The 25,034-nt window shown below is 41.1% G+C and carries 25 protein-coding genes and 1 tRNA gene; 18 read left to right on the top strand and 8 right to left on the bottom strand.

Going from position 1 to position 25,034, the window contains the following annotated elements:
• Window positions 1-106: 106 nt before the first annotated feature.
• A complete protein-coding gene (locus KSMBR1_RS09680) occupies window positions 107-913 on the top strand; it encodes a biotin--[acetyl-CoA-carboxylase] ligase (protein ID WP_099325147.1) in 807 nt (268 codons plus the stop codon).
• Window positions 914-1,007: 94 nt separating this feature from the next.
• On the opposite strand, the gene KSMBR1_RS09675 is transcribed toward KSMBR1_RS09680, so the two are convergent.
• Together KSMBR1_RS09675 and KSMBR1_RS09670 are read right to left on the bottom strand one after the other, a co-directional pair.
• Window positions 1,008-1,613 (bottom strand): hypothetical protein, encoded by a 606-nt coding sequence (locus KSMBR1_RS09675; protein WP_099325146.1) that lies wholly within the window; start codon window positions 1,611-1,613, stop codon window positions 1,008-1,010.
• A gap of 183 nt (window positions 1,614-1,796) precedes the next feature.
• Complete coding sequence (locus KSMBR1_RS09670) at window positions 1,797-2,570, bottom strand: ParA family protein (RefSeq protein ID WP_099325145.1); 774 nt, start codon at window positions 2,568-2,570, stop codon at window positions 1,797-1,799.
• Window positions 2,571-3,074: 504 nt separating this feature from the next.
• Here KSMBR1_RS09670 and KSMBR1_RS09665 point away from each other — a divergent pair.
• From KSMBR1_RS09665 to KSMBR1_RS09655, 3 genes are all read left to right on the top strand, one after another.
• Entirely contained in the window at window positions 3,075-4,289 is a 1,215-nt protein-coding gene (locus KSMBR1_RS09665; protein ID WP_099325144.1) for an ISAzo13 family transposase, read from the top strand.
• 203 nt (window positions 4,290-4,492) lie between these two features.
• Window positions 4,493-5,179, top strand: coding sequence for a tetratricopeptide repeat protein (locus KSMBR1_RS09660; protein WP_099325143.1), 687 nt, complete (start codon window positions 4,493-4,495; stop codon window positions 5,177-5,179).
• A 66-nt stretch (window positions 5,180-5,245) separates the two neighbouring features.
• Window positions 5,246-5,449: a hypothetical protein gene (locus KSMBR1_RS09655; protein ID WP_099325142.1), complete on the top strand. Its 204-nt coding sequence runs from the start codon at window positions 5,246-5,248 to the stop codon at window positions 5,447-5,449.
• 178 nt (window positions 5,450-5,627) lie between these two features.
• On the opposite strand, the gene KSMBR1_RS09650 is transcribed toward KSMBR1_RS09655, so the two are convergent.
• Entirely contained in the window at window positions 5,628-6,362 is a 735-nt protein-coding gene (locus KSMBR1_RS09650) for a tetratricopeptide repeat protein (RefSeq protein ID WP_099325141.1), read from the bottom strand.
• A 410-nt stretch (window positions 6,363-6,772) separates the two neighbouring features.
• On the opposite strand from KSMBR1_RS09650, the gene KSMBR1_RS09645 reads away from it, so the two are divergent.
• The 7 genes from KSMBR1_RS09645 (at window position 6,773) to trxA (ending at window position 13,305) form a co-directional block, all read left to right on the top strand.
• Window positions 6,773-8,662 carry a radical SAM/SPASM domain-containing protein gene (locus KSMBR1_RS09645; protein WP_099325140.1) on the top strand — a complete coding sequence of 630 codons (1,890 nt, stop codon included), beginning with the start codon at window positions 6,773-6,775 and terminating at the stop codon, window positions 8,660-8,662.
• A 79-nt stretch (window positions 8,663-8,741) separates the two neighbouring features.
• On the top strand, window positions 8,742-10,817 hold the full coding sequence (locus KSMBR1_RS09640; protein ID WP_099325139.1) for an ATP-binding protein: 2,076 nt from the start codon (window positions 8,742-8,744) through the stop codon (window positions 10,815-10,817).
• Between the two features lie 33 nt (window positions 10,818-10,850).
• Window positions 10,851-11,216 (top strand): response regulator, encoded by a 366-nt coding sequence (locus KSMBR1_RS09635; RefSeq protein WP_099325138.1) that lies wholly within the window; start codon window positions 10,851-10,853, stop codon window positions 11,214-11,216.
• A gap of 120 nt (window positions 11,217-11,336) precedes the next feature.
• Window positions 11,337-12,107 (top strand): transglutaminase-like domain-containing protein, encoded by a 771-nt coding sequence (locus KSMBR1_RS09630; RefSeq protein WP_099325137.1) that lies wholly within the window; start codon window positions 11,337-11,339, stop codon window positions 12,105-12,107.
• A 163-nt stretch (window positions 12,108-12,270) separates the two neighbouring features.
• Window positions 12,271-12,564, top strand: a complete 294-nt coding sequence (locus KSMBR1_RS09625) for a TIGR04076 family protein (protein WP_157820506.1) — start codon at window positions 12,271-12,273, stop codon at window positions 12,562-12,564.
• Window positions 12,565-12,649: 85 nt separating this feature from the next.
• The gene (locus KSMBR1_RS09620; protein ID WP_197705391.1) at window positions 12,650-12,940 is read left to right on the top strand and encodes a ferredoxin-thioredoxin reductase catalytic domain-containing protein; all 291 of its coding nucleotides are present in this window, start codon (window positions 12,650-12,652) and stop codon (window positions 12,938-12,940) included.
• A gap of 38 nt (window positions 12,941-12,978) precedes the next feature.
• Window positions 12,979-13,305 carry a thioredoxin gene (trxA, locus tag KSMBR1_RS09615; RefSeq protein ID WP_099325135.1) on the top strand — a complete coding sequence of 109 codons (327 nt, stop codon included), beginning with the start codon at window positions 12,979-12,981 and terminating at the stop codon, window positions 13,303-13,305.
• Window positions 13,306-13,310: 5 nt separating this feature from the next.
• Here the strand turns inward: trxA and trpC are convergent, their stop codons facing one another.
• From trpC to KSMBR1_RS09595, 4 genes are all read right to left on the bottom strand, one after another.
• On the bottom strand, window positions 13,311-14,090 hold the full coding sequence (trpC, locus tag KSMBR1_RS09610) for an indole-3-glycerol phosphate synthase TrpC (protein WP_099325134.1): 780 nt from the start codon (window positions 14,088-14,090) through the stop codon (window positions 13,311-13,313).
• Complete coding sequence (locus KSMBR1_RS09605) at window positions 14,074-14,523, bottom strand: hypothetical protein (RefSeq protein ID WP_099325133.1); 450 nt, start codon at window positions 14,521-14,523, stop codon at window positions 14,074-14,076. The genes trpC and KSMBR1_RS09605 overlap by 17 nt, the downstream gene beginning before the upstream one ends.
• Window positions 14,524-14,796: a TMEM165/GDT1 family protein gene (locus KSMBR1_RS09600; RefSeq protein ID WP_099325132.1), complete on the bottom strand. Its 273-nt coding sequence runs from the start codon at window positions 14,794-14,796 to the stop codon at window positions 14,524-14,526.
• 268 nt (window positions 14,797-15,064) lie between these two features.
• A tRNA-Met gene (locus KSMBR1_RS09595) sits at window positions 15,065-15,141 on the bottom strand.
• A gap of 216 nt (window positions 15,142-15,357) precedes the next feature.
• Between KSMBR1_RS09595 and purD the strand changes: the two genes are divergently transcribed.
• Entirely contained in the window at window positions 15,358-16,623 is a 1,266-nt protein-coding gene (gene purD, locus KSMBR1_RS09590; protein WP_099325131.1) for a phosphoribosylamine--glycine ligase, read from the top strand.
• 21 nt (window positions 16,624-16,644) lie between these two features.
• Here purD and nadC read toward each other — a convergent pair whose 3' ends face one another.
• Complete coding sequence (gene nadC / locus KSMBR1_RS09585) at window positions 16,645-17,547, bottom strand: carboxylating nicotinate-nucleotide diphosphorylase (protein ID WP_099325130.1); 903 nt, start codon at window positions 17,545-17,547, stop codon at window positions 16,645-16,647.
• A gap of 264 nt (window positions 17,548-17,811) precedes the next feature.
• Between nadC and lon the strand changes: the two genes are divergently transcribed.
• The 6 genes from lon to KSMBR1_RS09550 all read left to right on the top strand — a co-directional run bounded on the left by lon (window position 17,812) and on the right by KSMBR1_RS09550 (window position 24,956).
• Window positions 17,812-20,202, top strand: a complete 2,391-nt coding sequence (gene lon, locus KSMBR1_RS09575) for an endopeptidase La (RefSeq protein ID WP_230408062.1) — start codon at window positions 17,812-17,814, stop codon at window positions 20,200-20,202.
• A 15-nt stretch (window positions 20,203-20,217) separates the two neighbouring features.
• Window positions 20,218-20,691 (top strand): universal stress protein, encoded by a 474-nt coding sequence (locus KSMBR1_RS09570; RefSeq protein ID WP_099325128.1) that lies wholly within the window; start codon window positions 20,218-20,220, stop codon window positions 20,689-20,691.
• Window positions 20,692-20,774: 83 nt separating this feature from the next.
• Complete coding sequence (locus tag KSMBR1_RS09565; protein WP_099325127.1) at window positions 20,775-21,191, top strand: archease; 417 nt, start codon at window positions 20,775-20,777, stop codon at window positions 21,189-21,191.
• A 70-nt stretch (window positions 21,192-21,261) separates the two neighbouring features.
• Window positions 21,262-22,713 carry an RtcB family protein gene (locus KSMBR1_RS09560; RefSeq protein WP_099325126.1) on the top strand — a complete coding sequence of 484 codons (1,452 nt, stop codon included), beginning with the start codon at window positions 21,262-21,264 and terminating at the stop codon, window positions 22,711-22,713.
• Between the two features lie 54 nt (window positions 22,714-22,767).
• Window positions 22,768-23,472, top strand: a complete 705-nt coding sequence (gene tmk / locus KSMBR1_RS09555) for a dTMP kinase (protein ID WP_099325125.1) — start codon at window positions 22,768-22,770, stop codon at window positions 23,470-23,472.
• Between the two features lie 89 nt (window positions 23,473-23,561).
• Window positions 23,562-24,956 carry an aspartate ammonia-lyase gene (locus tag KSMBR1_RS09550; RefSeq protein WP_099325124.1) on the top strand — a complete coding sequence of 465 codons (1,395 nt, stop codon included), beginning with the start codon at window positions 23,562-23,564 and terminating at the stop codon, window positions 24,954-24,956.
• Window positions 24,957-25,034 lie beyond the last annotated feature (78 nt).

Below are 25,034 nucleotides of genomic sequence, written 5' to 3'. Positions count from 1 at the left end.
AAAATAAATTTTGACATATAGTGAAAGCATATCAGATATTGACCGCGTTTCATTAATACTCTTCTATAATAATTTTGTATAAAAACACTGTAAAGCACCCTCTTAAATGAAAACAAAAGCCTCATACCTTTTAAGACCAGAAGAAATCATGGATGGCTTAAAGACAAAAATTGTCGGAAGTGAAATTATTTATCATGAAAAAATCACTTCCACAATGGATGCAGCAAGGGAACTTATACAAACAGATTTTAAAAACGGCACTACCATTTTTGCCGAAGAACAGACGAACGGCAGGGGCCGTTCAAACCATATTTGGTTTTGCCCAAAATACAAGGGCTTGCTCCTTACCATTCTGCTCAAATATACTATGAAACCTGACAATTTATGCCTGTTAATAGGCACTATAGCGGTGGCAATAACGGAAATGGTTCGTGAATCCTTCCTATTACAAGCGGAAATCAAATGGCCAAACGACCTGTTAATCGGAGGAAAGAAATGGGGGGGGGTACTGGTAACTATGGAAAAGAATCACAAAAAACAACCCATATTTTTAATAGGGATCGGCATAAATATCAACACAACAGAAACCGAATTGCCGAAAAAAACGAGTATACTTCCAACATCAATTGCAATAGAAAAAAAAGAATACGTTAACCGTATATCTTTCGCCAGAACACTGCTCCAATATATCGATAAGTGGTATTTAATTCTTCGGGATGAACACTTTAAATATATTACTGAAAAGTGGAAAGAATATTGTGTAACTGTGGGGAAAGATCTGATAATCACTGACAATGGAAAGGAATATTCCGGCAAAGTAATCGGAATATCCTACAACGGCGGGTTAATGTTAAAATTACAGAATGGAGGTACGAAAATATTCCGGGGTGAGCACGCTACAATAAAAAGCTGAAAACAGCATGCAAGGTATTAAGCATATATTTTTCAGAAACAAAATATCATATCCTTTTGCCCTTTACAAAAAAACTGTCCGCATTTTCCCACTATTATCTTAAACGCAATGCCCTCTCTATTGCATATATTTTTGCCTCCAGTCTATTTGTGCGCTTCGAGAAGTCCGTATACACAAAATATCCCAGAATAAGCAACAACACCGTGTATGCAACGATAAGATACGTAGAAAACTGTACTCCAGAACCAGTAGCCGGTAATTTATTTACCCTTGACGGCATGCCCATGCCTGTCTTTGCTGCACCATAGCCTGAGGAAGGTGGTTCTGTTTTTTGAAACCTATTTGCTGCGCCAGGCGTTGCAATCGCCTCGTTACTCGGTGAAATGGTAGTTGCAGCTTTTTTAGATATTTCTTCATACAAACGGTCGATTACGACCTTTGGCTTCGGGGGAGGCTCATTACTGCCGGTGATAACATTAAAAACCCTTTCTGCCTGATTACCCTTTGAAATACTATTATCTTCATCCCCCTTCAGCAATGGGAAAGATTGTTGTTTTGCAGCATTCTGCACTTTTTGTTGTTTGTTTTCTACCACGTTTTTATCTCCCTCTTTGACACCTTCAGGCAACGGCGACTTCCTTTCCCGTTCCAAATTCATCCATGCCAGGGGATCATGTCCGAGTACATTTTTCTTTTTCATCTTTTACCTCGAAATTTTCGGTGTAATAACCGCAACCCTCATGCACAATATAATGCTATAAAGGAAGGATCGCTTTTACCGGAAAATGAACAAATCTTCTTCTGCAAAAATAAATCTGCACTATTGAAAATCAGCTCTAAAACAAACTATCGAGAGGTTTAAACACACGGATAATACTATTTCTTAGCGTCTATGATTGTTTTCCCTTTTTATCACCTCTTTTGCAAGAGACATATAATCTTCGGATCCATGTGAATCGGGTGCATAGGTAATAACCGGCTTTCCATGGCTGGGAGATTCCGAAAGTTTAATATTTTTTCTTACAATCGTGTCAAAAACTTTCTCGTCAAAATATTCTCTAATTTTTTCCACCACCTCGTTACAAAGCCGTGCGCGACTTGAATACATACAAAGAATGACGCCGGTAATCTCCAGATTGTGATTTAATCGTTTTTTCACAATCTCATACGTATCAAGTAATTTTCTTACTCCCTGCAACGCAAAAAATTCAGTTTGTACGGGAATGAACAATTCATTCACAAACGTCATAACATTGATTGTCAATAACCCAAGCGAGGGGGGGCAATCAATAAGCACATAATCATACGCATTTATTGAGTCCCCCAAATATTCTTTCAGAACGGTTTCTCTTCCAACAATACCTACCAATTCAATCTCCGCCCCAGAGAGGTCTATCGTAGAGGGTATAATATCAAGGCCAATATTTGCCGTGTGCAAAATCACCTCCGAAGGACTGCAATTCCCCATGATTAAACTATACACCGAATTTTGTAAATTATGAATGTCCACCCCAAGATGCACGCTTAAATTAGCCTGAGGATCCATGTCGATAGCCAGCACCTTCCTCCCTAATGCCGCAAGACATGCGCTCAGGTTCGCAGTTGTAGTAGTTTTCCCTACCCCCCCCTTCTGATTGAGCAATGCAATACTTCTCATTTTGTATACCCTCCTTTTACAGGTTGGTTGTGTAATTTATTAATTACTACTACTGTTTAAATATTTTTCCGTGGAACAAAAAAGGTGTATTATTTGTATTTCACTTAAAAAACAAAACTCTCCTTATTTTTCGTAAAGGTTTCTGATTGTTTATGAGTAATGTACCGATAAATTTGTATTTTAGTAAGCAGCTAATATAACCTGTAATACAACAAATAGTTATATCAAAATGCCGATACCAGTGACTTAGATCATGACAATACCTTTGTTTCTCGTACATATAACAGCAACCCCTGATTTGAGAATAAGTTAACTATACAAAAATCGTTTTATATTTGCAACTAAACTTTTCCATCCAGGTCTTCCGCTTTTTCAATTATTTACTGACAACAGTATCGAACTATTTCAAAATAATGAATCTTCATGTCATATTTTGCACGTATTAAGGCTCTGTAAATAAATAAAGGTAGCAATTGGCGCAGGGTAATGCTATACTTTCAGTCCATGTATACTCCACTTGGATTGAAACAGAAGTTGCATGCGGTATGGCCGTTATTGGATGAGCGTACGCGCCGTGTCATGGCAGCAAATGAAGCCTTAAGTTTGGGTTTTGGTGGAATCTCTGAGGTCCACCGCGCATGTGGTTTGTCGCGCAAAGCCATTGCCAAGGGAATTGACGAGATTCAAAAAGGGATAGTGCCTCCGGCTGGTCGCATTCGTCGCCCTGGCGCTGGTCGCAAATCCCTCACAGAATCGAACCCGCGTTTGTTGGAGGCGCTGGAAGCAATGATCGATAGCCAAACACGCGGCGATCCGGAATCTCCCCTGCGATGGATTTGCAAGAGTACGCGGACGATTGCCGCGCAACTCGCCAGGAAGAAGTATCCGGTCAGTCACGCGAAGGTGGCGCAGATACTCAACGATCTGAACTATAGTCTGCAGAGCAACCGGAAGACGGAAGAGGGAGCAGACCATCCGGATCGCGATGAGCAATTCCGGCATATCAATGCCGCGGTAAAGAAGTGTCTGAAGCAAGGCGTTCCTGTGATTTCAGTGGACACAAAGAAGAAAGAACTCATCGGCAACTACGACAATGCCGGTCAACAGTGGCTTCCTACAAAACAACCGAGGAAGGTTCAAGGCCACGACTTTCCCAACCCAGAAGTCCCACGCGCCTATCCTTACGGTATCTACGACCTCGGGCGCAATTCCGGTTTTGTCAATGTTGGAACCGACCATGATACCGGCGCATTTGCGGTAGCGTCGATTCGCGGATGGTGGCGTTTTGAAGGACGGCGGCTTTATCCGGATGCGAACATGATTCTGATCACAGCCGATGGCGGGGGGAGTAATGGGTCGCGCTTGAGACTATGGAAGTTGGAATTGCAGAAGTTTGCTGATCAAACCGGTCTGTGTATTTCAGTTTGTCATTTTCCTCTTGGAACCAGCAAATGGAACAAGATCGAGCACCGACTCTTTTCCTTTATTACGTCAAATTGGCGGGGTGAACCGTTGCGGGATTACGAAACGATCGTCAATCTTATCGCCAAAACGACCACTGCAAAGGGACTGAAAGTAACCTGTAGGCTGGATCGCCGGAAATATCCGACAGGACGAAAGGTTAGTGATGAAGAAATGGAAAACATCAATGTGGAGCGCAATAAATTTCACGGCGACTGGAACTACGTCATAAGACCAAAAGCAATAGTGAAAAGTTGATACCTTTATTTATTTACAGAGCCTAAATACGTTTATAAAACGCCCGCAAACCTTTGTTGCTCTCACTGCTAATAAATTCCATATCCTTTTTCAAACAGTTAATTTACATTGATAATGCCACTTATTTTCCTTGAAAATCACGCATGTTTCATTTACCCTATTGAGATTAGATCTCCAAAATTTTTTTTACTGCCAAATGAAATATGAAAGTTGCTTACCCTATATTATGTAGTTTATTTTGTTTTTGTTCGGTTCTTGGATGCGGCAAAGAAGATCCCAAATACGCAAACATAGGGACGCTTTATGCTCCGGCAAATTACGCCGTTAAAAATGCTCAGACCGACACAAACAAAGCAAATCCCACCCGGCAAAACATCGGTGCAAAATTAAAACAAATGAGCAAAGACGAGATTTTTCAATTCGCCCTTGCATGTGGAAATCAGGGAAACTACTCAGAAGCGCTTGCCGCATATAACGAAATACTGGAAAACGATACCCGCTATCCCAGGATTTATTATTACCTTGGCTTGTTATATCGTGACATGGGGTTGCAGGACGAGGCAATATGCGCCTTTCAAACAGACCTTGCCCAGAATCCAGGCTCGCCGGAAACACATTACAACCTGGGGTATGCTTATCAAAGCAAAGGACTGTACAGTGATGCGACAAATGAATATAAACAATCGTTGCACCTTATTCCGGCAAATAAAACCCTGCAAAGGGCAAATATTCATTATAATCTTGGCGATGTTTATTTTTCATCAGGTGCAATTGATGAAGCCATTGATGAATACAAAAAAGCATTAGGGTTTAAACCGGAAGATAAGGCGCTCCAAAAAAAACTAGTTCTCGCATACCGTGCTAAAGGGCTGGACAAAAAAGGAAAGTGATGAATTTACTATTTCCCGTGAGTCTGTGCGAAACCGGCAAATTAGTCAATACAGCAGGAGCTACTAATGATGAAAGAAATAAAGAACAGACTCGAGTTATTGGAATTAGATTTAAAGAATTTAGAGAAAACATTAAAAAATGAAGGAGGCCCTTACGGCACAACGGAAGACTGGCTTCACGTTTTACATAAGTCCAGAAAAATAGAAGAATTTGCCATCACACAAATGGCACTCTTAAAATACATGGAAAAGCAGGATCATTCCGACTAGTTGCGCTTATTCATAAGGGAAACAATTGCAAGGCACGACCATTGTTCATCATGGCGCCGGACATTAAGCGACCAACACCTGAGTGTAAATTCATATAACAACGTAGCATCCACACATTGCAATACCAAATCTCAATTAAAGAATTTTTCCGCAAAATTGACACGCCTTTCCAATTCCCTTAGTGAGCAGAAGGTGCACCATGACCTGAAGGCATATTGCCGCCAGCTTCATATTTTTTGTATTCAGCAAATTCCATTTCTGCTTCTTTACTCATACCCTTCAACAAATAAACAACACCAAGATAATTGTGCGCATTCCCCAGGTTTGGATTGAGCTCAAGAGCCTTTTTATGAGCGGCAACGGCTTCATCCAATCTCTTTTGTTTACAATAAATCAAGCCCATTTCATTATAGACTATAGCGAGATTCGGGTCCAGTGATAATGCCTTCAGTTGCGCATCAATTGCATCCTCATATTGCAAATTCATCCGGTACACAACCCCCAAACTAAAATATAACATTGTATTGTAGGGATCAAACTCAATAGCTTTTCTATAAATGCGGCCGGCTTTATCAAACTCACCCTGCGTATAATACGCCTTTCCCAGTTTTTCGTATGCCGCCACCATTGCCGGGTCTAACTCTATCGCTTTTTCCCATGCCGCAATTGATACGTCAAATTGCCCTTTTTTAATATTGTCCAATCCATAATTATAATATTGTTCCGCGGTCATATTTTCAGGAATTTTGACTATCTTTTTTTCTTCCTGCGATGCAGCATAACCTTCAACAACATTACCCGCATCCTTTGCCTCAATATTATCCGGGGATTGAGGCTTGCCGCATCCGTAGAAAACAAAGAGCATCAGGACACAGGGAACTACTTTATTCAAATTATTTATAATCACTTTCATTAATTTTATTATCTCCACATTAAAATGAACGAACTGACTGTAAAAAGGTGTCTTTTTTCATTCTATCAGCAATCCCAATGGATTCAAGGCAATTTACTTCATACGCATTTTTTTTACAATTGAATTTTATACAACTGAATGAATTTAGAATTTGTTGCGTATTTCGTATCTCACCATTAAATATTTTGCCAAAAAATGCTTAAAACCGAAGCCCCCGTCCCTTCTTCTTTTGATTATATGATTGTTTTTTTTTCTTTTATTTTATATATTTTGACTAGAAACTTTACTGTATGTATATGATGTGCAAGGGATGCAGATAAAGAAACCCGTTTGTACAATACTCAAAACAAACCGGTCTTTTATTTTAAAATGAATACACTGAAATTCAATTTATTCCATAGAAATTATTGATGCAATACAAACCATACGCCATTTCATGGAACACAACCTATCGTTGTAATTTACAATGCGACCATTGTTATCTCGACGCCAATGCATTAACCAAAAAATCTCCCTATGAACTTGATACAAAAGAGGGATTCAAACTTATCGATCAAATGGCGGAGCTCAACCCCAATCTTTTACTCATTTTGACAGGAGGGGAACCGCTTTTAAGAAATGACATTTATGATTTATCGCATTACGCATCTAAAAAAGGCATGATGGTAGTATTGGGAACAAATGGAAACGTAATCGACGATGATAAAGCAAAAAGGTTAAAGCTATGCGGGGTCTCAGGGGTAGGCATCAGCCTCGATTCTATTCACCCGGAAAAACACGATACCTTTCGGGGAATAACCGGCGCATGGGATGATACTCTCAATGGAATAGAAGCGTGCCGCCGTCAGGGAATAGGATTTCAAATACAAACTACTGTTACACGGGATAACATTACGGAGATTTCCGATATTATCGACTTTTCCTATAAACTCGGCGCTAAGGTGTTCAACTTGTTTTTTTTGGTATGCACCGGCAAAGGGCAGGATTTAACCGATATCACACCGGAACAGTACGATCAAACATTGCGGCAACTGTACACCCTTCATGAAAAATATAAGGGAAAGATGATGGTTGGTGCAAAATGCGCCCCGCACTACCGAAGAATTGTATATGAACATGACAATAATTCGCCGCTGATAAGAACATATGCCGGTGGATGTCCTGCGGGAACACATTACTGCAGAATAACCCCTGAAGGAAACGTCACCCCTTGCCCATACATACCCGACATTAGCGGAAACGTCAGAGAAAAAAGTTTTGTTGATATATGGAACAACAATGCCGGATTTCAAACTTTACGGCATGCTGATTTAAACGGGAGATGCGGAATATGTGAATTTAAAGAAATTTGCAAAGGATGCCGGGCCCGCGCCCTTACCGCAACAGACAACCAAATGGATGAAGATCCCTGGTGTAATTATATTCCTGGAAAGTCGGGCAGCAAAGTAATAAAACTGAAACCTTCTGAAACCTTTGGCACGGAAGAATGTTTTACCATGGACTGGAGCCATGAAGCACACGCCATCCTGAAACAAATACCTTCTTTCGGAAGAGGAATGATTATAAAAAATGTGGAACGTTTTGCAGCGCAAAATAATTATCAGGAAATAACGCTCTGGGTTATGAGGGCAGCGCGGGAAGAAATGATGTCGAACAATAAAACAGCATTCCCGGACGCTGCCACAACAAAACCCGTATCTGAACATCCCGAAGATATTGTACCGGAAAATCCTGAAAATAATGAAATACCATGGTCTGAAGAAGCAAAGAAACGCGTTTTAAACGCGCCGGATTTTGTACGTCCGGGAATTTACAAACTTATGCAAAAAAAAGCGATGCAGCACGGTTACCACGAAATCAGCTCTCAATTCCTTTCTGCGATACGGGACGAATCAATGATGCTTGCATCGCAACGCATTAAAAACATCGGTTTTGATGAACTTCGTATGGAAGCGTGGGACAAAGCAAAGCAAAAATTTACCGGTTCCCATAAAAAAGAAGTTGTTGATAAAATCAAGGCATTTCTTAATGAACGCACTATCAAAAATGACGGCATTATTAAAAAATTTCAGGCATATTTAAACAACTCTGCCATTAATAAAAAGACATTGCAAACAGCACCTGTATGGACAGAAGACGCCGAAATCCGCCTGAAAAGAATTCCGGTGTTCATTCGCAGCAAGGCAAAGAAATCAATTGAAGATTTTGCTCTAAAAATAGGGGTAAAAGAAATTACCAATGAAATAATTGACCAACACTTGAAAAACATTCCTTCTTTTATAAGAAAAAAATCCCAATAGAAAACAACTTCTAAATAATTTCGGCCTCAAATTACGTTTTACAAACATGACATTTTAGCATTATTTTAGCGCGTGGCGTATGGAGAACTTACTGCAACAGTTATTGAAACATTATTCGCACCTGAAAAACTACTGCTCCGCAATAGCTCATAATTTTCATTTTTTTTCTTTTACTTCCATAAAGCAAAAAATTATTTTCTCTTCAATCCTTCTTTCCACCTTTCCCATCTTTATTACGATAGTATATATTTATCCAAAGGAAGAACATGCTTTGCGTGATGCTTTAATCCAAAACCTCGACAGTATCGGCCATAAACAGGCGGAACTTATCGAAAAATGGATTGAAGAACGAAAGGCGGACATCTGGTTGATTGCCGAAAATCCTAACGTCCCCGGCGTAATCTATAAATCTGAAGGCAGCGAAAATTTTTACAGGCTGCTACACCATCTAAAATACACGAGAGACACTTACCGTTATAAAGAAATCTTTATTTGTGACAGAAACGGAGATTTAAAGATTACCACTTCAACCGGGAAAGTTATTACCAATGTGTCCGGCTTTGAATTCTTTAAACAGGCAATAATAGGTACGACATATGTATCACCAATAGTTCCCTCTGTAATTCCCATCATAAACGAATATAGTAGTTTGGAGCAAGGCATGCCAACGCTGTTTATTACTACCCCGGTAATATATGAACGTAAGATTATCGGCGTCGTGTGTCTGCGAATCGATGTCATGGAAATCAATAAACTCATGAGAAGTGTTCGTCTTGGAAAAACAGGAGAGACATATCTCATTAACAAAGAAGGGTATATGATCTCTGAATCAAAGTTTTTAAGTTCTCTCAAAGATTTCGGACTGGTAAAACAAAGAACAACCCTTGAATTAAAATTAATCGCCCCCTTTACCGGCAATTTTACAAAAGGCGTTGCGGAATGTTTAAAAGGCGGTTCCGGATATGATGCAAATGGCTATATTGATTACCGGGGAAAAACCGTTCTGGGGTTCTGGCAATGGTTGCCAGAACTGGAATGGGGAATTATTGCAGAAATCGACAAAGATGAATGGTATGTGTCTGTCAAAAAATTACATAGAATAACCTTCTCGATTTTGTTTTTACTCACGTTGGCCGTTGTATCTTTTGCATTCGTCTTCGGGAAAAAAATCTCAGAGCCTATTGTATATCTTACCGATGTGACAAAAAGCATCTCTGAAGGCGACTTCAGCAAACGCGTTAACATCTCCGCAAAAGACGAGATAGGTGAATTATCAAAATTCTTCAACAAAATGGCGGACTTTGTCGAAGAAAAAACACACGCACTGGAAGAATACACTTCCAATCTGGAGAAAATTATAGAAGAGCGCACAAAGGACCTGACACAAATAAACAAAGAACTTGAAAAACAAAGCCATGATCTGGAAAAAGCATACAAAGAATTACTCACCCTCGATCAAATGAAAGACAAAATGATTCGGGACGTGTCTCATGAATTAAAGTCTCCTGTTGCACAAGTACAAATGGCCATAGATTTATGGACGAATGAGATTAAAAAAGATAGTCTCGACCGTTCAAAAGAAGAAAGATTCGAACAAATTATCCACAGCAGTTTGCAACGGTTAAGGAAAACGATTGAAAGTATACTCGATTTATCCGTCCTTGAATCAGGCCGCTTCGTCTTTAAAAAAGAACCCATACAAATGGAAGAAATTATTCATCAAACTGTTATGGGCATGAAGCTTCTGGCGAAAAAAAAGGGGTTGACATTAACATATCATTCTTCAGGAAATTTACCTGTGACCATTGGCGACAAAAACGAGATTTCACGTGTACTTATTAATCTGATCGATAATGCAATAAAATATACGGAGAGTGGCAGTATTAATATTTATGGGAAATGCAAAGGTTCTTATCTGGAAATATCCGTTGAAGACACCGGGATGGGTATTGGGCTTCCCAAAGAAGAATATTCTAAACTGTTTGAAAGATTTTTCCAGGAACATCCCACTATGTATGGTTCCGGGGTGGGGCTTGCACTATGCAAAAATATTGTCGAGGCACACAAAGGAAGGATTTGGGTTGATTGCGAAGGCATTGGAAAAGGAGCTTCTTTCAAATTTACACTACCGGTGGCGCCGTCCGAAAATTCCTAAACAAGGCACTATTTCATTAAAAAGGAGCGATACTTGAGTAAAAAAATACTTATTGTTGAAGACGAGCAGGAGTTTTTCTTTTTTTACGAAATGATGCTTGAAGATACTGATTACACCATCGTTCACGCCCTTGACGGGAAACAGGCATTGGAAATGATAGAAACAGAGAAACCGGATCTCATCATTCTCGACTTATTGCTTGATAAATTGCCCGGCGATGAATTCCTCAAACAACTAAAATCCAGTCCACCATACAAAGATATCCCTGTTATTGTTGCCAGCAGTTTTTCTCCCCACTCGAATAAAACAATATTTGAGATCGACCCTGATGTATCATATCTGGAAAAACCCTTCACTCAGGAACGATTAATGGAGGTTATTAAAAGAAAAATAGAATAACACATGAAAAAAACTTTCTTGCCGCTCCTTTTTTGTCTCATACACTTCTTCTTTTTCCCTGGTTGCCAACCAGCCCGGCAAACGTATCCGACAAGTCAATATGCATACAATGAGAGCGAAATGTCTCTTCTCAGGGATATTAAAGACAACTGTCTTGATATGCCGTTTGACCGCGCATGCCTTATCGCTTCGGGCGTACATAGTGATAAAAAGATTCAGGCGTATCAGAAAAAAATCGACCTTCTTATTTCGCGAATTACAAAAGAAACTGACGTCAATAACATTGATAATCCTATTGAAAAAGCCAAAATAATCTTTGCCTGGCTAAAAGAGTATGCGTGCGAAGGAATATACAGGGATTGCTACGATTTCAAGGATACTCTCAATATAAAGGTCGGGAATTGTCTTTCCTATGCAATACGATTTACCATTCTATGCCGGCATTTTGACATTGACGTAAAAAATATTTTTGTTCCCGGCCATATTTATAATATGGTTTCTGATAATACTCATGAATATTTATTTGAACACACGCACAGCGATGGGATTGTTAAAAAGAAGGACAGGTATCATCCCAAAAAGAAGATCATGAAGGATATCGGACTTGTGGGAGAGATTTTCTTGTACAATGCCCGGAATCACAATATTAACGGGGATTTTGACGCATCAATCAGATTTTGCGAACAGGCAATGATGTGTATTCCAGATGATAATCGTCCGATGATCCTGCTTATCGATAACTACGTTGCAAAAAAGGAGTATGAACTTGCCTTTCTCCATCTGGACAAATATCTTGAGCAATATCCTGCCGAAAGAAAATTTTTCAATAAAACACACCTCCTTTTAAAAAGTTTATGCGATAAAAAAAACACTCAGCAAATAGTCTATTAACCCGGATTCGCCTAATGTTTGATCTTGCTGAGGTTTTTAAAAAAACCAAAGTGTTGCTCTGTGTCAAGTTTGTTTTTTGTTCTTGCAATACGTTTATTTCATAAAATATAATGAACTATTATAAAATAAAAGAGGCACATTAACATTTATTGGAGTCCCTATTGTGAAGTGTAAAAGTTCCAGTTTCAAAGTGGTAGCAACGGTAGCAGAAAAAGGAAGTTGTAATTATTATAAGAAAGGTGATTCATTTCCCTTAACGGGATTTACCCCAAAAGGGCTTTGTGATTGCGCATATGCTGTTCTTTCAAGGGATGCCCAATCACTGCGATATGGAGCAAGGTTGCCATGGCAGACAAGCGAAGATACATTATTGGCCCACTGCCCTGACCCAACGGGAGCCGTATGGGAACTGAAACGAACCCCGCGTGAAAAAAATGATACAGAACCTGCTCACTAAAACATATATTTTTCTTTCGCGTGAGGATTCACAGTGTTTTTGAAAGCGGTATATTCAGTTTTTTCTTTTTTTAAACGGTTAAACTATGGATAACAAAGATTCAATGGTAGACGAAGAAGCGGACATTCGCAAAATGCTCAATACCTATGTCACCAATAGCCCTTACAAGTTAAATCCGGATAAAAAAATTGTCGATAGAGTCGTCAAAGGGCTCGTTATGCGTAAATCAAAATACGGGCATGCCTATTGTCCTTGCCGCATCGTTAGCGGTGATATTGAAAAAGACAAAAAGGCCATATGCCCTTGCGTTTACCACAAAGAAGAAATTGAACGTGACGGTGAATGCCACTGTAATCTTTTTGTGCGTGGTAATTAAAATAACTTAATATATATCAATTGAAAGGAAAATGGATTATGGCAGAAGGTTTGGTTGAAATAACAGACGCAAATTTTGATGCGGAAGTAACAAATGCAAAGATTCCGGTGCTGGTTGATTTTTGGGCATCCTGGTGCGGCCCTTGCAGACAACTCGCTCCAGTTATTGAGGAACTGGCAAAAGAATATAGCGGAAAGGCGAAGATTGGAAAACTTAATACAGAGGAAAACAACAGTACCCCTGCAAAATTTGGCATTACGTCAATCCCCACAATTATACTCTTCAAGAATGGAAAGGCGGTAAATAGAATAGTGGGTGTAAAGTCTAAAAATGATTTAAAAACAGCGCTGGACGCTCAGTTATAATCTTGCTACGTACCTGATAATTCGCATAATTTTGACTGGATATTGTCGCTTTTCATCAGCGTTTCTCCGATAAGAACTGCATGGATGCCGTGTTCCTGCAATTTTAGTATGTCTGGCCGTGATTTAATACCACTCTCACTCACGACAATTTTGTCTTCGGGAATCATGGCTTTTAGTTGAAAGGTAATTTCCAGGTCGGTGCGAAAGGTTTTAAGGTCGCGATTATTAATGCCTATAATAGTTGCTTTTGTCCGTAAAACCTTCTCTAATTCATCCGCAGAATGGACTTCAACAAGACAATCCATTCCCAGTTTTTCCGCCGTATTTAAAAAGGATTGTATTTCATCTTCCGAAAGGAGCGCCGCAATCAGAAGTATTGCGTCAGCTCCTGCGGAACGTGCTTCATATATTTGATACGAATCAATAATAAAATCCTTTCTCAGAATGGGCAAACGCACGGTATTTTTAATGTCCGTTAAATATTTCAGAGACCCCTGGAAATATTTAACGTCAGTCAATACCGATATCGCGGCCGCTCCGTTTGATTCATAGATTTTGGCAATTGCTACCGGCTGAAAATCTTCCCTGATGATCCCCAGGGAGGGCGAGGCCTTTTTCACCTCAGCAATAATGTTTATTTTTCCGCTTGTTTTTAATGCACGACCAAAAGATTGGGCAGGGGCTCTTTGCAGAATGTTTTTTTTTAATTGTTCCACAGAAACAAGCTTCTTGTTCTCCGCTACTTCCGATAATTTATATTGATAAATCTCATCCAGAATGGTCATGCTTTTTTTGTCTCGATAAAAATCCAATAAATCGATTGGTTTTGTCAGGAAATGTATTCGTTTCAATAAGTATTTTCATTGGCGAAAGTGCCTGAAAAAGGCGGTAAGAAACCCACATACTTAACAATAATCGTAATAAAATATATGCAGTGTGATAAACAACAAACCTGTAAAGAAAGTGACAGGAAAGTGCTACAAATAATATCAGCGCCGCATTTAAGCAATATTTATAACGGTATCGGACCCCATAACCAAGCCCGACCATAAGCAGTCCGGTGAAAGCATAGAAAGTTCCGTACCCTCTCCTGGCAAGGCTATCACTCATGGTTAAGGCCGCAACACTCAAAACTACGCCTAAGATTCCAAGGAAAATAACAAGATTCGCCGTCTTACCTACTTGCTGCGCCTGAGAAAAGCCGTATTTTTCTCCCATTCATATTTTCCCAAATAAAATAAGAATCCCTACCATAATAAAGGTAATGGCCGCCCCCGTTTTGATGTAATTCAGAGGCAACATCCTGGCCATTACCGTTCCTACGGTAACACCAAGTATTGTCACTAATGCAAATGCAAGCATTGTACCGATAAATACCAGCAACGGCTTGTCCGTTTTGCTTGACATAAGTATAGAAGCAATTTGTGTTTTATCTCCAAGCTCCGCCAAAAAAATAGTAATAAATGTGGTAATAATAATCTTCCAGTGCATATAATTATCCCTCCCTCCTAAACTTGCACAGCCAGAACCAAACAAGCACGAAACAAAAAATACGAAACAAATTCCAAAATACAGAATCCCAATGAAAAAAACCGGGTTTTGAACATTTGAAAATTAAAATTTAGTATTTGCTTCGTATTTAGGATTTCACAATTTTGGTTTTGGATATACCAACCACTATTTGCAAGCACTCAGGAGAAAAAATAGCGCAATAAATAAAAAAGGGATTACGGCAAAAACCGCAATCCCTTTCGTTTATTGGTAGCGGGGACAGGATTCGAACCTGCGACCTCCGGGTTATGAGCCCGACGAGCTACCAGACTGCTCTACCCCGCGTTGCCAAAATAAATGACCTATTTAAAACAAACCGCACATCTTTCGTGTGCAATCATGTTACTCAGTATATCAGTCAATGCAAAACTGTCAAGGGCAAAAAAACTTTCCCATTCTTCCTTTTATTCTGATAGAATGTTTCGACCTGCGTTAACCTTGCACCTTAAATATCACTAAATGTATGAATACCATCCAACTACAATGAAGGAAACAACACACATGAAAATATTGATTATTGGAAGCGGCGGAAGAGAACATGCTATTGCCTGGAAGATAGCGCAATCGCCGAAAGTAAAGAAAATATTTTGCGCCCCGGGAAATCCCGGGATTGCGGAAGTTGCCGAATGCGTTGATATTGACGTCAATAATATCGAAGGCCTGTTCAATTTCGCTATCAGGCAAAAAATCGATCTGACCGTTGTAGGCCCCGAAGACCCGCTGCTTTCCGGCATTGTCGATACATTCAAGGATGGCAATCTGGATATTTTCGGACCGAGCAAAAGGGCATCTCTTATCGAAGGAAGCAAGGTCTTTGCAAAAACCATTATGAAAAAACACAGTATTCCCACCGCCGACTTTCGCGTATTCGAAGACATAAAAATGGCTGAAAAATATCTGGAGAAATGTTTCGCTCCCATTGTTATCAAGGCGGATGGCCTGGCCAAAGGAAAGGGTGTTTTTGTATGCAAAACGCTTGAAGAAGCGAAGGAACACTTACAAGAGATAATGGTGGAAAGGATATTTGGCAACGCAGGAGATAGGGTGGTGATTGAGGAATGTTTACATGGAGAAGAAGTGTCAATCCTTGCTATTACCGACGGACAAACAATTATCCCGCTTTCTTCCGCAAGAGATCATAAAGCAATTTACGAGGGAAATAAAGGCCCAAACACAGGGGGTATGGGCGCCTATTCCCCCTCGCATCTCATTACAAATGAGATGCAGCGTTATGTCGAGGAAAACATATTGGTGCCAATCATCCATGCCATGAAGAGAGAAAACCGCCCTTACAGTGGCATCATTTATGCGGGGCTAATGCTAACCAATGCGGGGCCAAAAGTGCTTGAGTTTAACGCAAGGTTTGGAGACCCGGAAACACAGGCGCTTCTGGTACGAATGAAGAGCGATCTGGCATCGCTTCTCCTGGCGGCAAGCAACAACACATTGGACAAAGCGGAACTGGAATGGTACGACAGCCATTCCGTCTGCGTGGTATTGGCGTCAAAAGGATATCCTGGCAAATACAGGAAAGGGCTGCCTATTTCAGGCTTACAAGCGGTGAAAGCATTAAAAAACATACAGGTATTTCACGCCGGCACCGCTAACGTTCACGGCAATATTGTAACGAACGGGGGGCGTGTATTGGGGATAACCGCCACGGGAAAGGATTTGAAGGAGGCAAGGACGTTTGTTTACGACGCAATTGATCGTTTGTCTTTTGAGGGGGTTTATTACAGAAAAGATATTGGCGTTGACGCTATTTAACCATCCATAACAGAATACCACTCACTGCAGGGAGATTTTTAACGAAATATCCAGCGCCTTTGCCGAGTGGGTAAGTGCCCCGATAGAAATCCGGTCAACGCCTGTCTGTGCTATTGATTTCACATTGTCTAATGTAATATTCCCGGAGGCCTCCGTAAGGGGACGATGCGCTCCCTTACAATACTTCCCGTTTTTGACCAGCGAAACAGCCGACCTTATCTTTTCGGCGTCCATGTTGTCAAGCAATATGACGTCAACATCCGCTTTGATCGCATCTTCCACCTCAGATAACGTTCGCGTCTCCATTTCAATTAAAACGTGATTCCCTATTTTCCTCCTTAGCATTGAGACCGTTTTTTCGATGACACTGATACCGGCAATTTCCTCCGCCAACAACTCTTTTTTCATAAAATCAAGGTGGTTATCTTTTACCAGCACCTGATCATAAAGACCCATTCTATGATTAACTCCCCCTCCGATAGCAACGGCATATTTTTCCAAATAACGCCAGCCGGGAGCTGTTTTTCTTGTATCCATAACCGCCACCTTCAGGGGTTTCACCTCTTCAACAAATTGCGCAGTAAGGGTCGCAATACCTGAAAGCCGCTGAAGGAAGTTTAAAGCAATCCTTTCTCCGGAAAGTATCGGACGAACATTGCCATTGACGGAAGCTATAACATCGCCTTTTTTGACAAACATCCCCTCCGAAATACCCTTTTTTAAAAGAATATTTTTGTCAATTTTTGAAAACAAGCGCTCAACGACAGGTAACCCTGCGATGACCCCATCTTCCTTTGCGAGGAATTCCCCTTCACCCGTTAAATCCGGGGGGAAAATACTTTCCGTTGTGATATCACCCGATCCAATATCTTCCCGAATCGCAAGTTGAATAAGTATATCTATCTTTTCCGGTACAAAATTCATTCGTATGATTTATCCTGAATTACGACAAAAGTATCCTTTTCGTTTTCGAAAAAATAAAAATGCTCGTTCCGGAGTTCCGGCCTGGGAACGAGATTGGAAATCCCTTTCCGCTCATTTCTGTATTGTTTTTTGGCTGTTTTTGACCGTATTTTTGTGTTATATTCAACAACGAACAGGCTCATATTTTTTTAAAATGTTTTTTTCTTCTCTAATACCATGGGAATTCTACCTTTTCTAACCTGATTATGCAACAGGGTTTGCAAAATGCAGGTTACATTTAACAACTCACTTAACCCCTCTATGGAAAAAACGACTTTTACTTTACACAAGAATGGCGATAGCATCCCTTTGCCCGAAATAATTAGCATTATTCCGGTAAAAGAGGACATAGTATTTCCCCGGCTTGTCCGTGTAATAGAATTATATGGAAAAGGACTCATAACGGCTATAAATGAAGCCCATGCAAAAAATGAATGTATCGGTATCGTCGTATTAAAATACCATGTCGCCTCTCCGAGACATGAAGACTTTTATGATATTGGCACGGCGTCAAAGGTTGTCAGGATATTCGAATCCACTTCCGATACTATAAAATGCCTTGTTGAAGGCCTTATGAGAATAAAAGTAACGGAATATACGCAAACTGAACCGTATTGCACGGCAAAAATCGAAGAACTCCGGGAGTTCTCGGAAAAATCTGAAACGATAGACGTATTAATACAAAGCGTCAAAACGCTTTTCAAATTGAGCGCAATGCTGGGAAAAGCACTTCCCAAGGACATTATCCCGATGATTGATACCATAAACAATCCATCCATCATGGCCGACCTTGTCACCGTATATCTGGACTTGCACATTGACGAAAAACAAAAACTTCTGGAAATGGTTGATCCTCAGAAGCGGTTGCGGATAGTATTTCATTATCTCAACAAAGACATTCAGGTACGGGAACTAAAAGGTAAAATAAACGACGAAGTCGCCAAGGAAATGTTAAAGGCGCAACGTGAATTTTTTTTAAAAGAGCAGATGAAGGCAATTCAAAAAGAGCTGGGTAAAGACGAACCCCATATGGCGGAATTCATCAAACTGGAAGAAAATATCAAAAAGGCGGAAATGCCAAAGGAGGTAGAACTTGTTGCCACCAAAGAATTGGAGCGGTTAAGGGATATAAATCCCGCATCACCGGAGTATACCGTCTCACGCACATACCTCGACTACCTTATCAATATCCCCTGGAATAAGAAAACGGTAGATAATCTCGATATTAACCAGGCGTCAAAAATTCTAGATGAAGACCACTATGACCTGAAAAAAGTGAAAGAACGCATACTCGAATTTCTCGCTGTGCACAAATTGAAAGAAAAATTAAAGGGACCGATCCTTTGCTTTTGCGGCCCTACTGGAACAGGCAAAACTTCGCTGGGCAAATCCATCGCACGTGCGCTTGGCAGAAAGTTTATCCGCATCTCTCTGGGAGGAATAAGAGATGAAGCAGAAATCAGGGGACACAGGCGCACCTACGTCGGCGCCCTTCCTGGTCGTATCATGCAGGAAATCTGCCGTGCGGGAGCATGCAATCCGATATTCATGCTCGATGAAATAGATAAAATTGGCGAAGATTTCAGAGGAGATCCGGCGTCTGCCTTGTTGGAAGTGCTGGACCCGGAGCAAAATTTCAGCTTCGTTGATCATTATCTTGACGTGGCTTTTGACCTTTCCGATGTATTATTTATTACTACGGCAAACATCCTTGATACCGTCCATGTCGCATTAAGAGACCGTATGGAGGTGATATATCTTTCAGGATACAGCGAGGATGAAAAACTGAAAATTGCACACCAGTTTCTCATTCCGAAGCAAATAAAAGAAAACGGCCTGGAAAAATATCCTGTAGACTTTCAGGATGCTGCAATAACCAAAATTGTTCTGGAATATACACGGGAGGCTGGTTTAAGAAATTTAGAAAGGGAAATTGCTTCGATCTGCAGAAAAATCGCAAAAGAAATCGTGGGAGAAGCTCAGGTCACAAAAATTATACTCCCGGAAACGGTTGAAAAATTTCTTGGCCCACGAAAATTCTTTTACCAGGTAACCGAGGAAGAAGATAAAATTGGAGTGGTCACAGGCCTTGCGTGGACTGAAACAGGCGGCGACATTATTTTCATAGAGGTATCCAGGATGCGGGGCGAAAAACAACTCACCCTCACCGGTTTACTGGGTGATATCATGCAGGAGTCCGCCATCGCCTCGCTCAGCTATATTCGTAGTAATGCGAAACGACTGGGCATCGACGAAACCTTCTATGACACATCGGAAATACATATCCATGTACCTTCTGGGGCAATACCAAAGGATGGCCCGTCAGCAGGCATTACCATGTGCATCGCACTTATCTCGCTGCTTACCTGCAGGCCTGCAAAAAGGGAGGTTGCACTCACAGGTGAGATTACTTTAACGGGTAACGTGCTGCCTATAGGAGGGGTAAAGGAAAAGATCCTCGCCGCTATAAGGGCGGGAGTAAAAACAATTGTATTGCCATTGAAAAACAAAGACGATTTCGAAGAAATCGACAAGGAAATCCGGGAAAAGATTCAATGCGTCTATATTGAAAAAATAGACGAGGCAATAGATGTAGTCCTTTCCCAAAAACCTTAATGAAAGGCCTAAATCATGATTACTATAAACAACATCCTTTGCCCGGTGGATTATTCCATCTATTCGGAAAAAGCGCTGGCCTATGCAATAGAACTTGCAACAAAATTTCAGGCAAAACTTTACCTGCTGCATGTATTGGATACACGATTTCTTGACGTAAATAACCCTGAATTGCCCTACATCCCTGTTACTACAAATATTATAAACGAAGAAACGATTGATATGCTGAAATCCAGGCTGCTTAAATCGGTAAACGAAGAAACACAAGGCAAGATATCCGTAGAAGCGGTCGTTGTCCAGGGTGTTCCGTTTGCAGAAATTATCAGGACGGCAAAGGAGTACAATACGGATCTCATTGTGCTCGGCACTCATGGCAGAACAGGTTTGGCGCATGTCTTTATGGGCAGTGTTGCGGAAAAAGTGGTGCGGAAAGCGTCCTGCCCGGTACTTACCATACGGCATCCGGAACACGATTTTGTATCGCCGTAAAAATTCTTTTTATCTGGCACAACACGGCTGCGCTGCAACCAAAAATTTTTACACAACAACAATGTAAAATCAATCTTACTATCATGCTTAAATACAAATTAATAGATCATACTGCAGACATCGGTATTGATATCTTCGGAGATACAATGCCGCAATTATTCTCAAATGCCGCATTCGCCATGTTTGATATAATCGCCGATCTCTCCACTGTCGAAAAAAAAGATACACGTATCATTGCTGTGGATGGAATTGACAAAGAACAATTGCTCGTAAACTGGCTGAGCGAATTATTATATTTGCATGAAATAAAAAATATGCTGTTTAAAGAATTTTACATTAACGATATGAATGACCTTCAGTTAAAGGCAACAATACATGGCGAACTATTGGATGAAAAGAGGCACGTTATTAAAACAGCGATAAAGGCAGTAACCCATCATAATCTGGTAATAAAACAAGAAAACAGCCGCTGGAGAGCACGTGTTATTTTCGATTTATAGCCAGATAAATCTGCTCTTAAAACCAGAGTAAGCTTCAATTATTATCATTAAAAGAAAAACCGGAGATATTATGAATGAACGCAACTACAAAATACAAAAGATAGATGATTACCGTTGGCGTATTCTCAGAGAAGGAAAGATGCACGTGGATGGCATCGTATATGCCGACGAATCGATGATGAAGGAAATACAAAAAGACGAAAGTCTGCAACAGGTAATAAATGTCGCATGTCTACCTGGAATAGTTGGTCATTCACTTGGAATGCCCGATATTCATTGGGGATACGGCTTCCCCATCGGTGGTGTGGCTGCGTTTGATATGGAGGATGGCGTGGTATCCCCTGGAGGAGTAGGCTACGACATTAACTGCGGGGTAAGATTGCTCAAAACGGGATTGTGTCGAGTGGAGATTTCCGGCAAACTGGAGTCCATTGTTGATAGCCTGTTTGTCAACATTCCCTCCGGCGTGGGGTCGCATCGCAAGGATTTGAAACTATCACAACATGAAGTAAAAAATGTACTCAAAAACGGCGCACAATGGGCGGTTTCTCACGGCTATGGATCAAAAGAAGATTTAGAACATATCGAAGAAAAGGGATGCATCTTTGGAGCAGATCCGGAACTGGTTTCCACCAGGGCAATTGAGCGGGGGCTGGCACAGTTAGGCACCCTCGGTTCCGGCAACCACTTTGTCGAAGTTGGCTACGTATCGGAGATTTTCGACGAAAAAATTGCCCGCACGTTAGGGCTCGAAAAGGACGGTATTACTATTATGATACACACGGGGTCCAGGGGATTGGGTTATCAGGTGTGTGATGACTTTATTAAAGTAATGATTAGAGCATCCGGAAAATATAATATTGAACTGCCTGACCGGCAGCTATGCTGCGCTCCGATTAATTCTCCGGAAGGGCGGGATTACTTTGCAGCAATGGCCTGTGCAGCCAATTATGCCTTTGCCAACCGGCAGATGATTACCCACTGGGTTAGGGAATCCTTTGAGAGGGCATTGCACGTAAGTCCTAAGGAATCCAGGATATCGCTGGTGTATGATGCCTGTCACAATATCGCCAAATTTGAAGACCATCTCGTGAATGGGCAGAAAAAGCGGCTGTGTGTTCACCGGAAAGGCGCTACCCGCGCATTTCCTCCAAACCACCCCGACACTCCTGCCGCATACAAAGCAGTAGGCCAGCCGGTATTCATACCGGGCGACATGGGACGTTGTTCCTATGTGCTTGTCGGCACGGAGAAGGCATATTCCGATACCTTCGGCAGTACGTGTCACGGGGCGGGGCGGGTCATGAGCAGAAATCAGGCTACAAAGGTGGCCAAGGGCCGGAGTATCGCACAGGAACTGAAAGAAAAAGGGATACTCGTCCGCGCAGACAGCCGCGCTACTCTGGAGGAGGAACTATCTGATGCATACAAGGATGTGACGAAGGTAGTGGATGTCGTGCAACACGCAGGCATCAGCAAGAAAGTTGCGCAGTTGAAACCGTTGTGTGTTATCAAAGGATGATTATTCCGGAGTAGCAAAATATTTTCCACAAAACGATAGAAGACCATTATAAAAATGGCACAATACGGAGAATGTATTATGCAGGGAAAACTTATCGTTATTACCGGTATTGACGGAAGCGGCAAAACGGTTCAAACAAAACTTCTTTACGAAAGATTGCTTAAAGAGGGATATCCCGTGGCGACTATCGATTTCCCCCAATACGGCAAGACCTTCTTTGCCGAAATGGTTGCAAAATATTTAAGGGGTAGCTTCGGCGCAGCGGATGCTGTAAGCCCGTACCTTGCCTCTATCCTTTACGCAGGGGATCGCTTTGAAAAAAAAGATCAGATACAGACATGGATTGATGCAGGGAAAATAATTATATCGAACCGGTATGTGTGTGATAATATGGCTCATCAGGGTGGAAAAATAAAGAATTCGGAAGAAAGGGCACAATTCTTCCAATGGTTGGACCAACTGGAACATACAGTTTTTGGAATCCCACGTCCGCATCTCAGTATACTGCTTTATGTACCTGCAGAAATTGCCTATTTCCTTGTAGAAAAGAAAGGGCAACGCGAATATCTTGCCGGTGCAAAAAAAGACATCCACGAAGAAGATATGCATCATATGAAATCCGCACAGGAAACTTTTATAGAAATTGCAAAGGGGAAACCTAATTGGAAAACCGTTGATTGCACAAAAAACAACACCTTATTGCCGGAGCATGTCATTGCAGATACGATTTGGCAGGCAGTTGCGAAGATTCTTCCTTAAATGACGGCAAGAGGGAAATCATTGCATTTCACCGTATGGGTAATAGTTGGTAACACTTTAGTTTTTTGAGAAATCCTTATAATTTCAAAATGAGCGATAAACAAACAATATCGTTTCGAAAAGAAAAAGATTATCTGGGCGAGATGAAAATACCTGCGAATGCCTATTATGGCGTACAAACAGCAAGGGCTATCGAAAACTTTCCAATTAGTGACAGTACGTCCCAGCCAATTTTTACCACTGCAATTGTTTACGTCAAAAAGGCCGCTGCCATGGTAAATAGCGAAACAGGGCGCCTTGACAGAAAAATTGGCGAGGCGATTACTGAAGCATGCGACCGCATATTGAAAGGCGAGTTTCAGGAACAGTTTTGTGTTGATGTTTATCAGGCAGGGGCAGGGACATCACACCATATGAATGTGAATGAAGTAATTGCCAATATTGCGATTGAAATGCTGGGCGGGGAAAAAGGCGACTACTCTCTTGTTCATCCAAATGACCACGTAAACTGCGGACAATCCACAAATGATGTATATCCCACCGCCATGCGCATAGCCGCGTTGCTTTCATCAAGAAAACTGATTGCAAATGTATCTGATTTAACGGATTCATTTGACCTTAAAGCAAAGGCATTTGACACTATTGTGAAATCAGGCCGCACACACCTGCAGGACGCTGTTCCCATTCGTCTGGGGCAGGAATTTTCCGGGTATAAAGAATCTTTGCGGAAAGCAAACATGGGTATTGAAAAGGCAGGTGAATCATTGAAGGAATCAGGCATAGGGGGAAGCGCTGCGGGTACCGGCATCAATACACCTCCAGGGTATATACCGAAGATGATTGAATATCTGAGAGAGATTACCGGACTTGATATTGTCGCATCAAAAAACCGTTTTGAAGCCATGCAAAGCAACAGGCCGTTTGTGGAATTTTCCGGGGCGCTTCGCGCTTTGTCCGTGGAGCTGATACGCATCGCTAATGATTTGCGGCTGATGAATTCCGGGCCAAATACGGGACTGGCGGAAATTAACCTGCCTGCGGTACAACCCGGATCTTCTATTATGCCAGGCAAGGTCAATCCCGTTATTCCGGAAATGTTAACGATGGTGTGTTTTTCAGTTATTGGCAACGACACATCAATCATGCTTGCAGCACAGGCGGGTCAATTTGAATTAAACGTCATGATGCCGTTGATTCAGCATAAAATACTGGATTCTATTTTAATCCTTACAAACGCCGTGAAAGTGTTTGATGAAAAATGTGTGCGGGGGATTACCGTAAATAAGGAGAAGTGTGAGGATTATGCAGTGAAAAGTTTGGGGATTGTTACGATATTAAACCCAATTATTGGTTATGCAAATGCTGCGGAAGTAGTGAAGGAGTCTATGAAAACCGGGCGGTCTGTAAAGGAAATTATCCTCGAGAAAAAGATACTTACGAAAGCGCAGGTGGATACATTATTATCTCCCAAGTCTATGACCTAACCTTGCGGCGGAAGTATTAAAAAATGAGGAGTAATATTATGACGAAAAAAACACCCTTTGATATCCGGTCACTATTGT

The sequence above is a fragment of the Candidatus Kuenenia stuttgartiensis genome (genome assembly GCF_900232105.1).
Lineage (GTDB): Bacteria > Planctomycetota > Brocadiia > Brocadiales > Brocadiaceae > Kuenenia > Kuenenia stuttgartiensis_A.
This window is presented reverse-complemented; position numbering and strand designations above follow the sequence as displayed.

Excerpts from the sequence above, each read along its gene's own strand:
- KSMBR1_RS09645 (WP_099325140.1), top strand. The coding sequence starts at position 6,773 with ATGCAATACAAACCATACGCCATTTCATGGAACACAACCTATCGTTGT.
- KSMBR1_RS09650 (WP_099325141.1), bottom strand. The coding sequence starts at position 6,362 with ATGAAAGTGATTATAAATAATTTGAATAAAGTAGTTCCCTGTGTCCTG.
- KSMBR1_RS09560 (WP_099325126.1), top strand. The coding sequence starts at position 21,262 with ATGAATGAACGCAACTACAAAATACAAAAGATAGATGATTACCGTTGG.
- KSMBR1_RS09680 (WP_099325147.1), top strand. The coding sequence starts at position 107 with ATGAAAACAAAAGCCTCATACCTTTTAAGACCAGAAGAAATCATGGAT.
- purD (WP_099325131.1), top strand. The coding sequence starts at position 15,358 with ATGAAAATATTGATTATTGGAAGCGGCGGAAGAGAACATGCTATTGCC.
- KSMBR1_RS09630 (WP_099325137.1), top strand. The coding sequence starts at position 11,337 with ATGTCTCTTCTCAGGGATATTAAAGACAACTGTCTTGATATGCCGTTT.
- nadC (WP_099325130.1), bottom strand. The coding sequence starts at position 17,547 with ATGAATTTTGTACCGGAAAAGATAGATATACTTATTCAACTTGCGATT.
- KSMBR1_RS09605 (WP_099325133.1), bottom strand. The coding sequence starts at position 14,523 with ATGGGAGAAAAATACGGCTTTTCTCAGGCGCAGCAAGTAGGTAAGACG.
- KSMBR1_RS09640 (WP_099325139.1), top strand. The coding sequence starts at position 8,742 with ATGGAGAACTTACTGCAACAGTTATTGAAACATTATTCGCACCTGAAA.
- KSMBR1_RS09660 (WP_099325143.1), top strand. The coding sequence starts at position 4,493 with ATGAAAGTTGCTTACCCTATATTATGTAGTTTATTTTGTTTTTGTTCG.
- tmk (WP_099325125.1), top strand. The coding sequence starts at position 22,768 with ATGGCACAATACGGAGAATGTATTATGCAGGGAAAACTTATCGTTATT.
- KSMBR1_RS09670 (WP_099325145.1), bottom strand. The coding sequence starts at position 2,570 with ATGAGAAGTATTGCATTGCTCAATCAGAAGGGGGGGGTAGGGAAAACT.
- KSMBR1_RS09655 (WP_099325142.1), top strand. The coding sequence starts at position 5,246 with ATGATGAAAGAAATAAAGAACAGACTCGAGTTATTGGAATTAGATTTA.
- KSMBR1_RS09665 (WP_099325144.1), top strand. The coding sequence starts at position 3,075 with ATGTATACTCCACTTGGATTGAAACAGAAGTTGCATGCGGTATGGCCG.
- KSMBR1_RS09675 (WP_099325146.1), bottom strand. The coding sequence starts at position 1,613 with ATGAAAAAGAAAAATGTACTCGGACATGATCCCCTGGCATGGATGAAT.
- KSMBR1_RS09620 (WP_197705391.1), top strand. The coding sequence starts at position 12,650 with ATGGATAACAAAGATTCAATGGTAGACGAAGAAGCGGACATTCGCAAA.
- trpC (WP_099325134.1), bottom strand. The coding sequence starts at position 14,090 with ATGACCATTCTGGATGAGATTTATCAATATAAATTATCGGAAGTAGCG.
- KSMBR1_RS09570 (WP_099325128.1), top strand. The coding sequence starts at position 20,218 with ATGATTACTATAAACAACATCCTTTGCCCGGTGGATTATTCCATCTAT.
- KSMBR1_RS09550 (WP_099325124.1), top strand. The coding sequence starts at position 23,562 with ATGAGCGATAAACAAACAATATCGTTTCGAAAAGAAAAAGATTATCTG.
- trxA (WP_099325135.1), top strand. The coding sequence starts at position 12,979 with ATGGCAGAAGGTTTGGTTGAAATAACAGACGCAAATTTTGATGCGGAA.
- KSMBR1_RS09565 (WP_099325127.1), top strand. The coding sequence starts at position 20,775 with ATGCTTAAATACAAATTAATAGATCATACTGCAGACATCGGTATTGAT.
- KSMBR1_RS09600 (WP_099325132.1), bottom strand. The coding sequence starts at position 14,796 with ATGCACTGGAAGATTATTATTACCACATTTATTACTATTTTTTTGGCG.
- lon (WP_230408062.1), top strand. The coding sequence starts at position 17,812 with ATGCAGGTTACATTTAACAACTCACTTAACCCCTCTATGGAAAAAACG.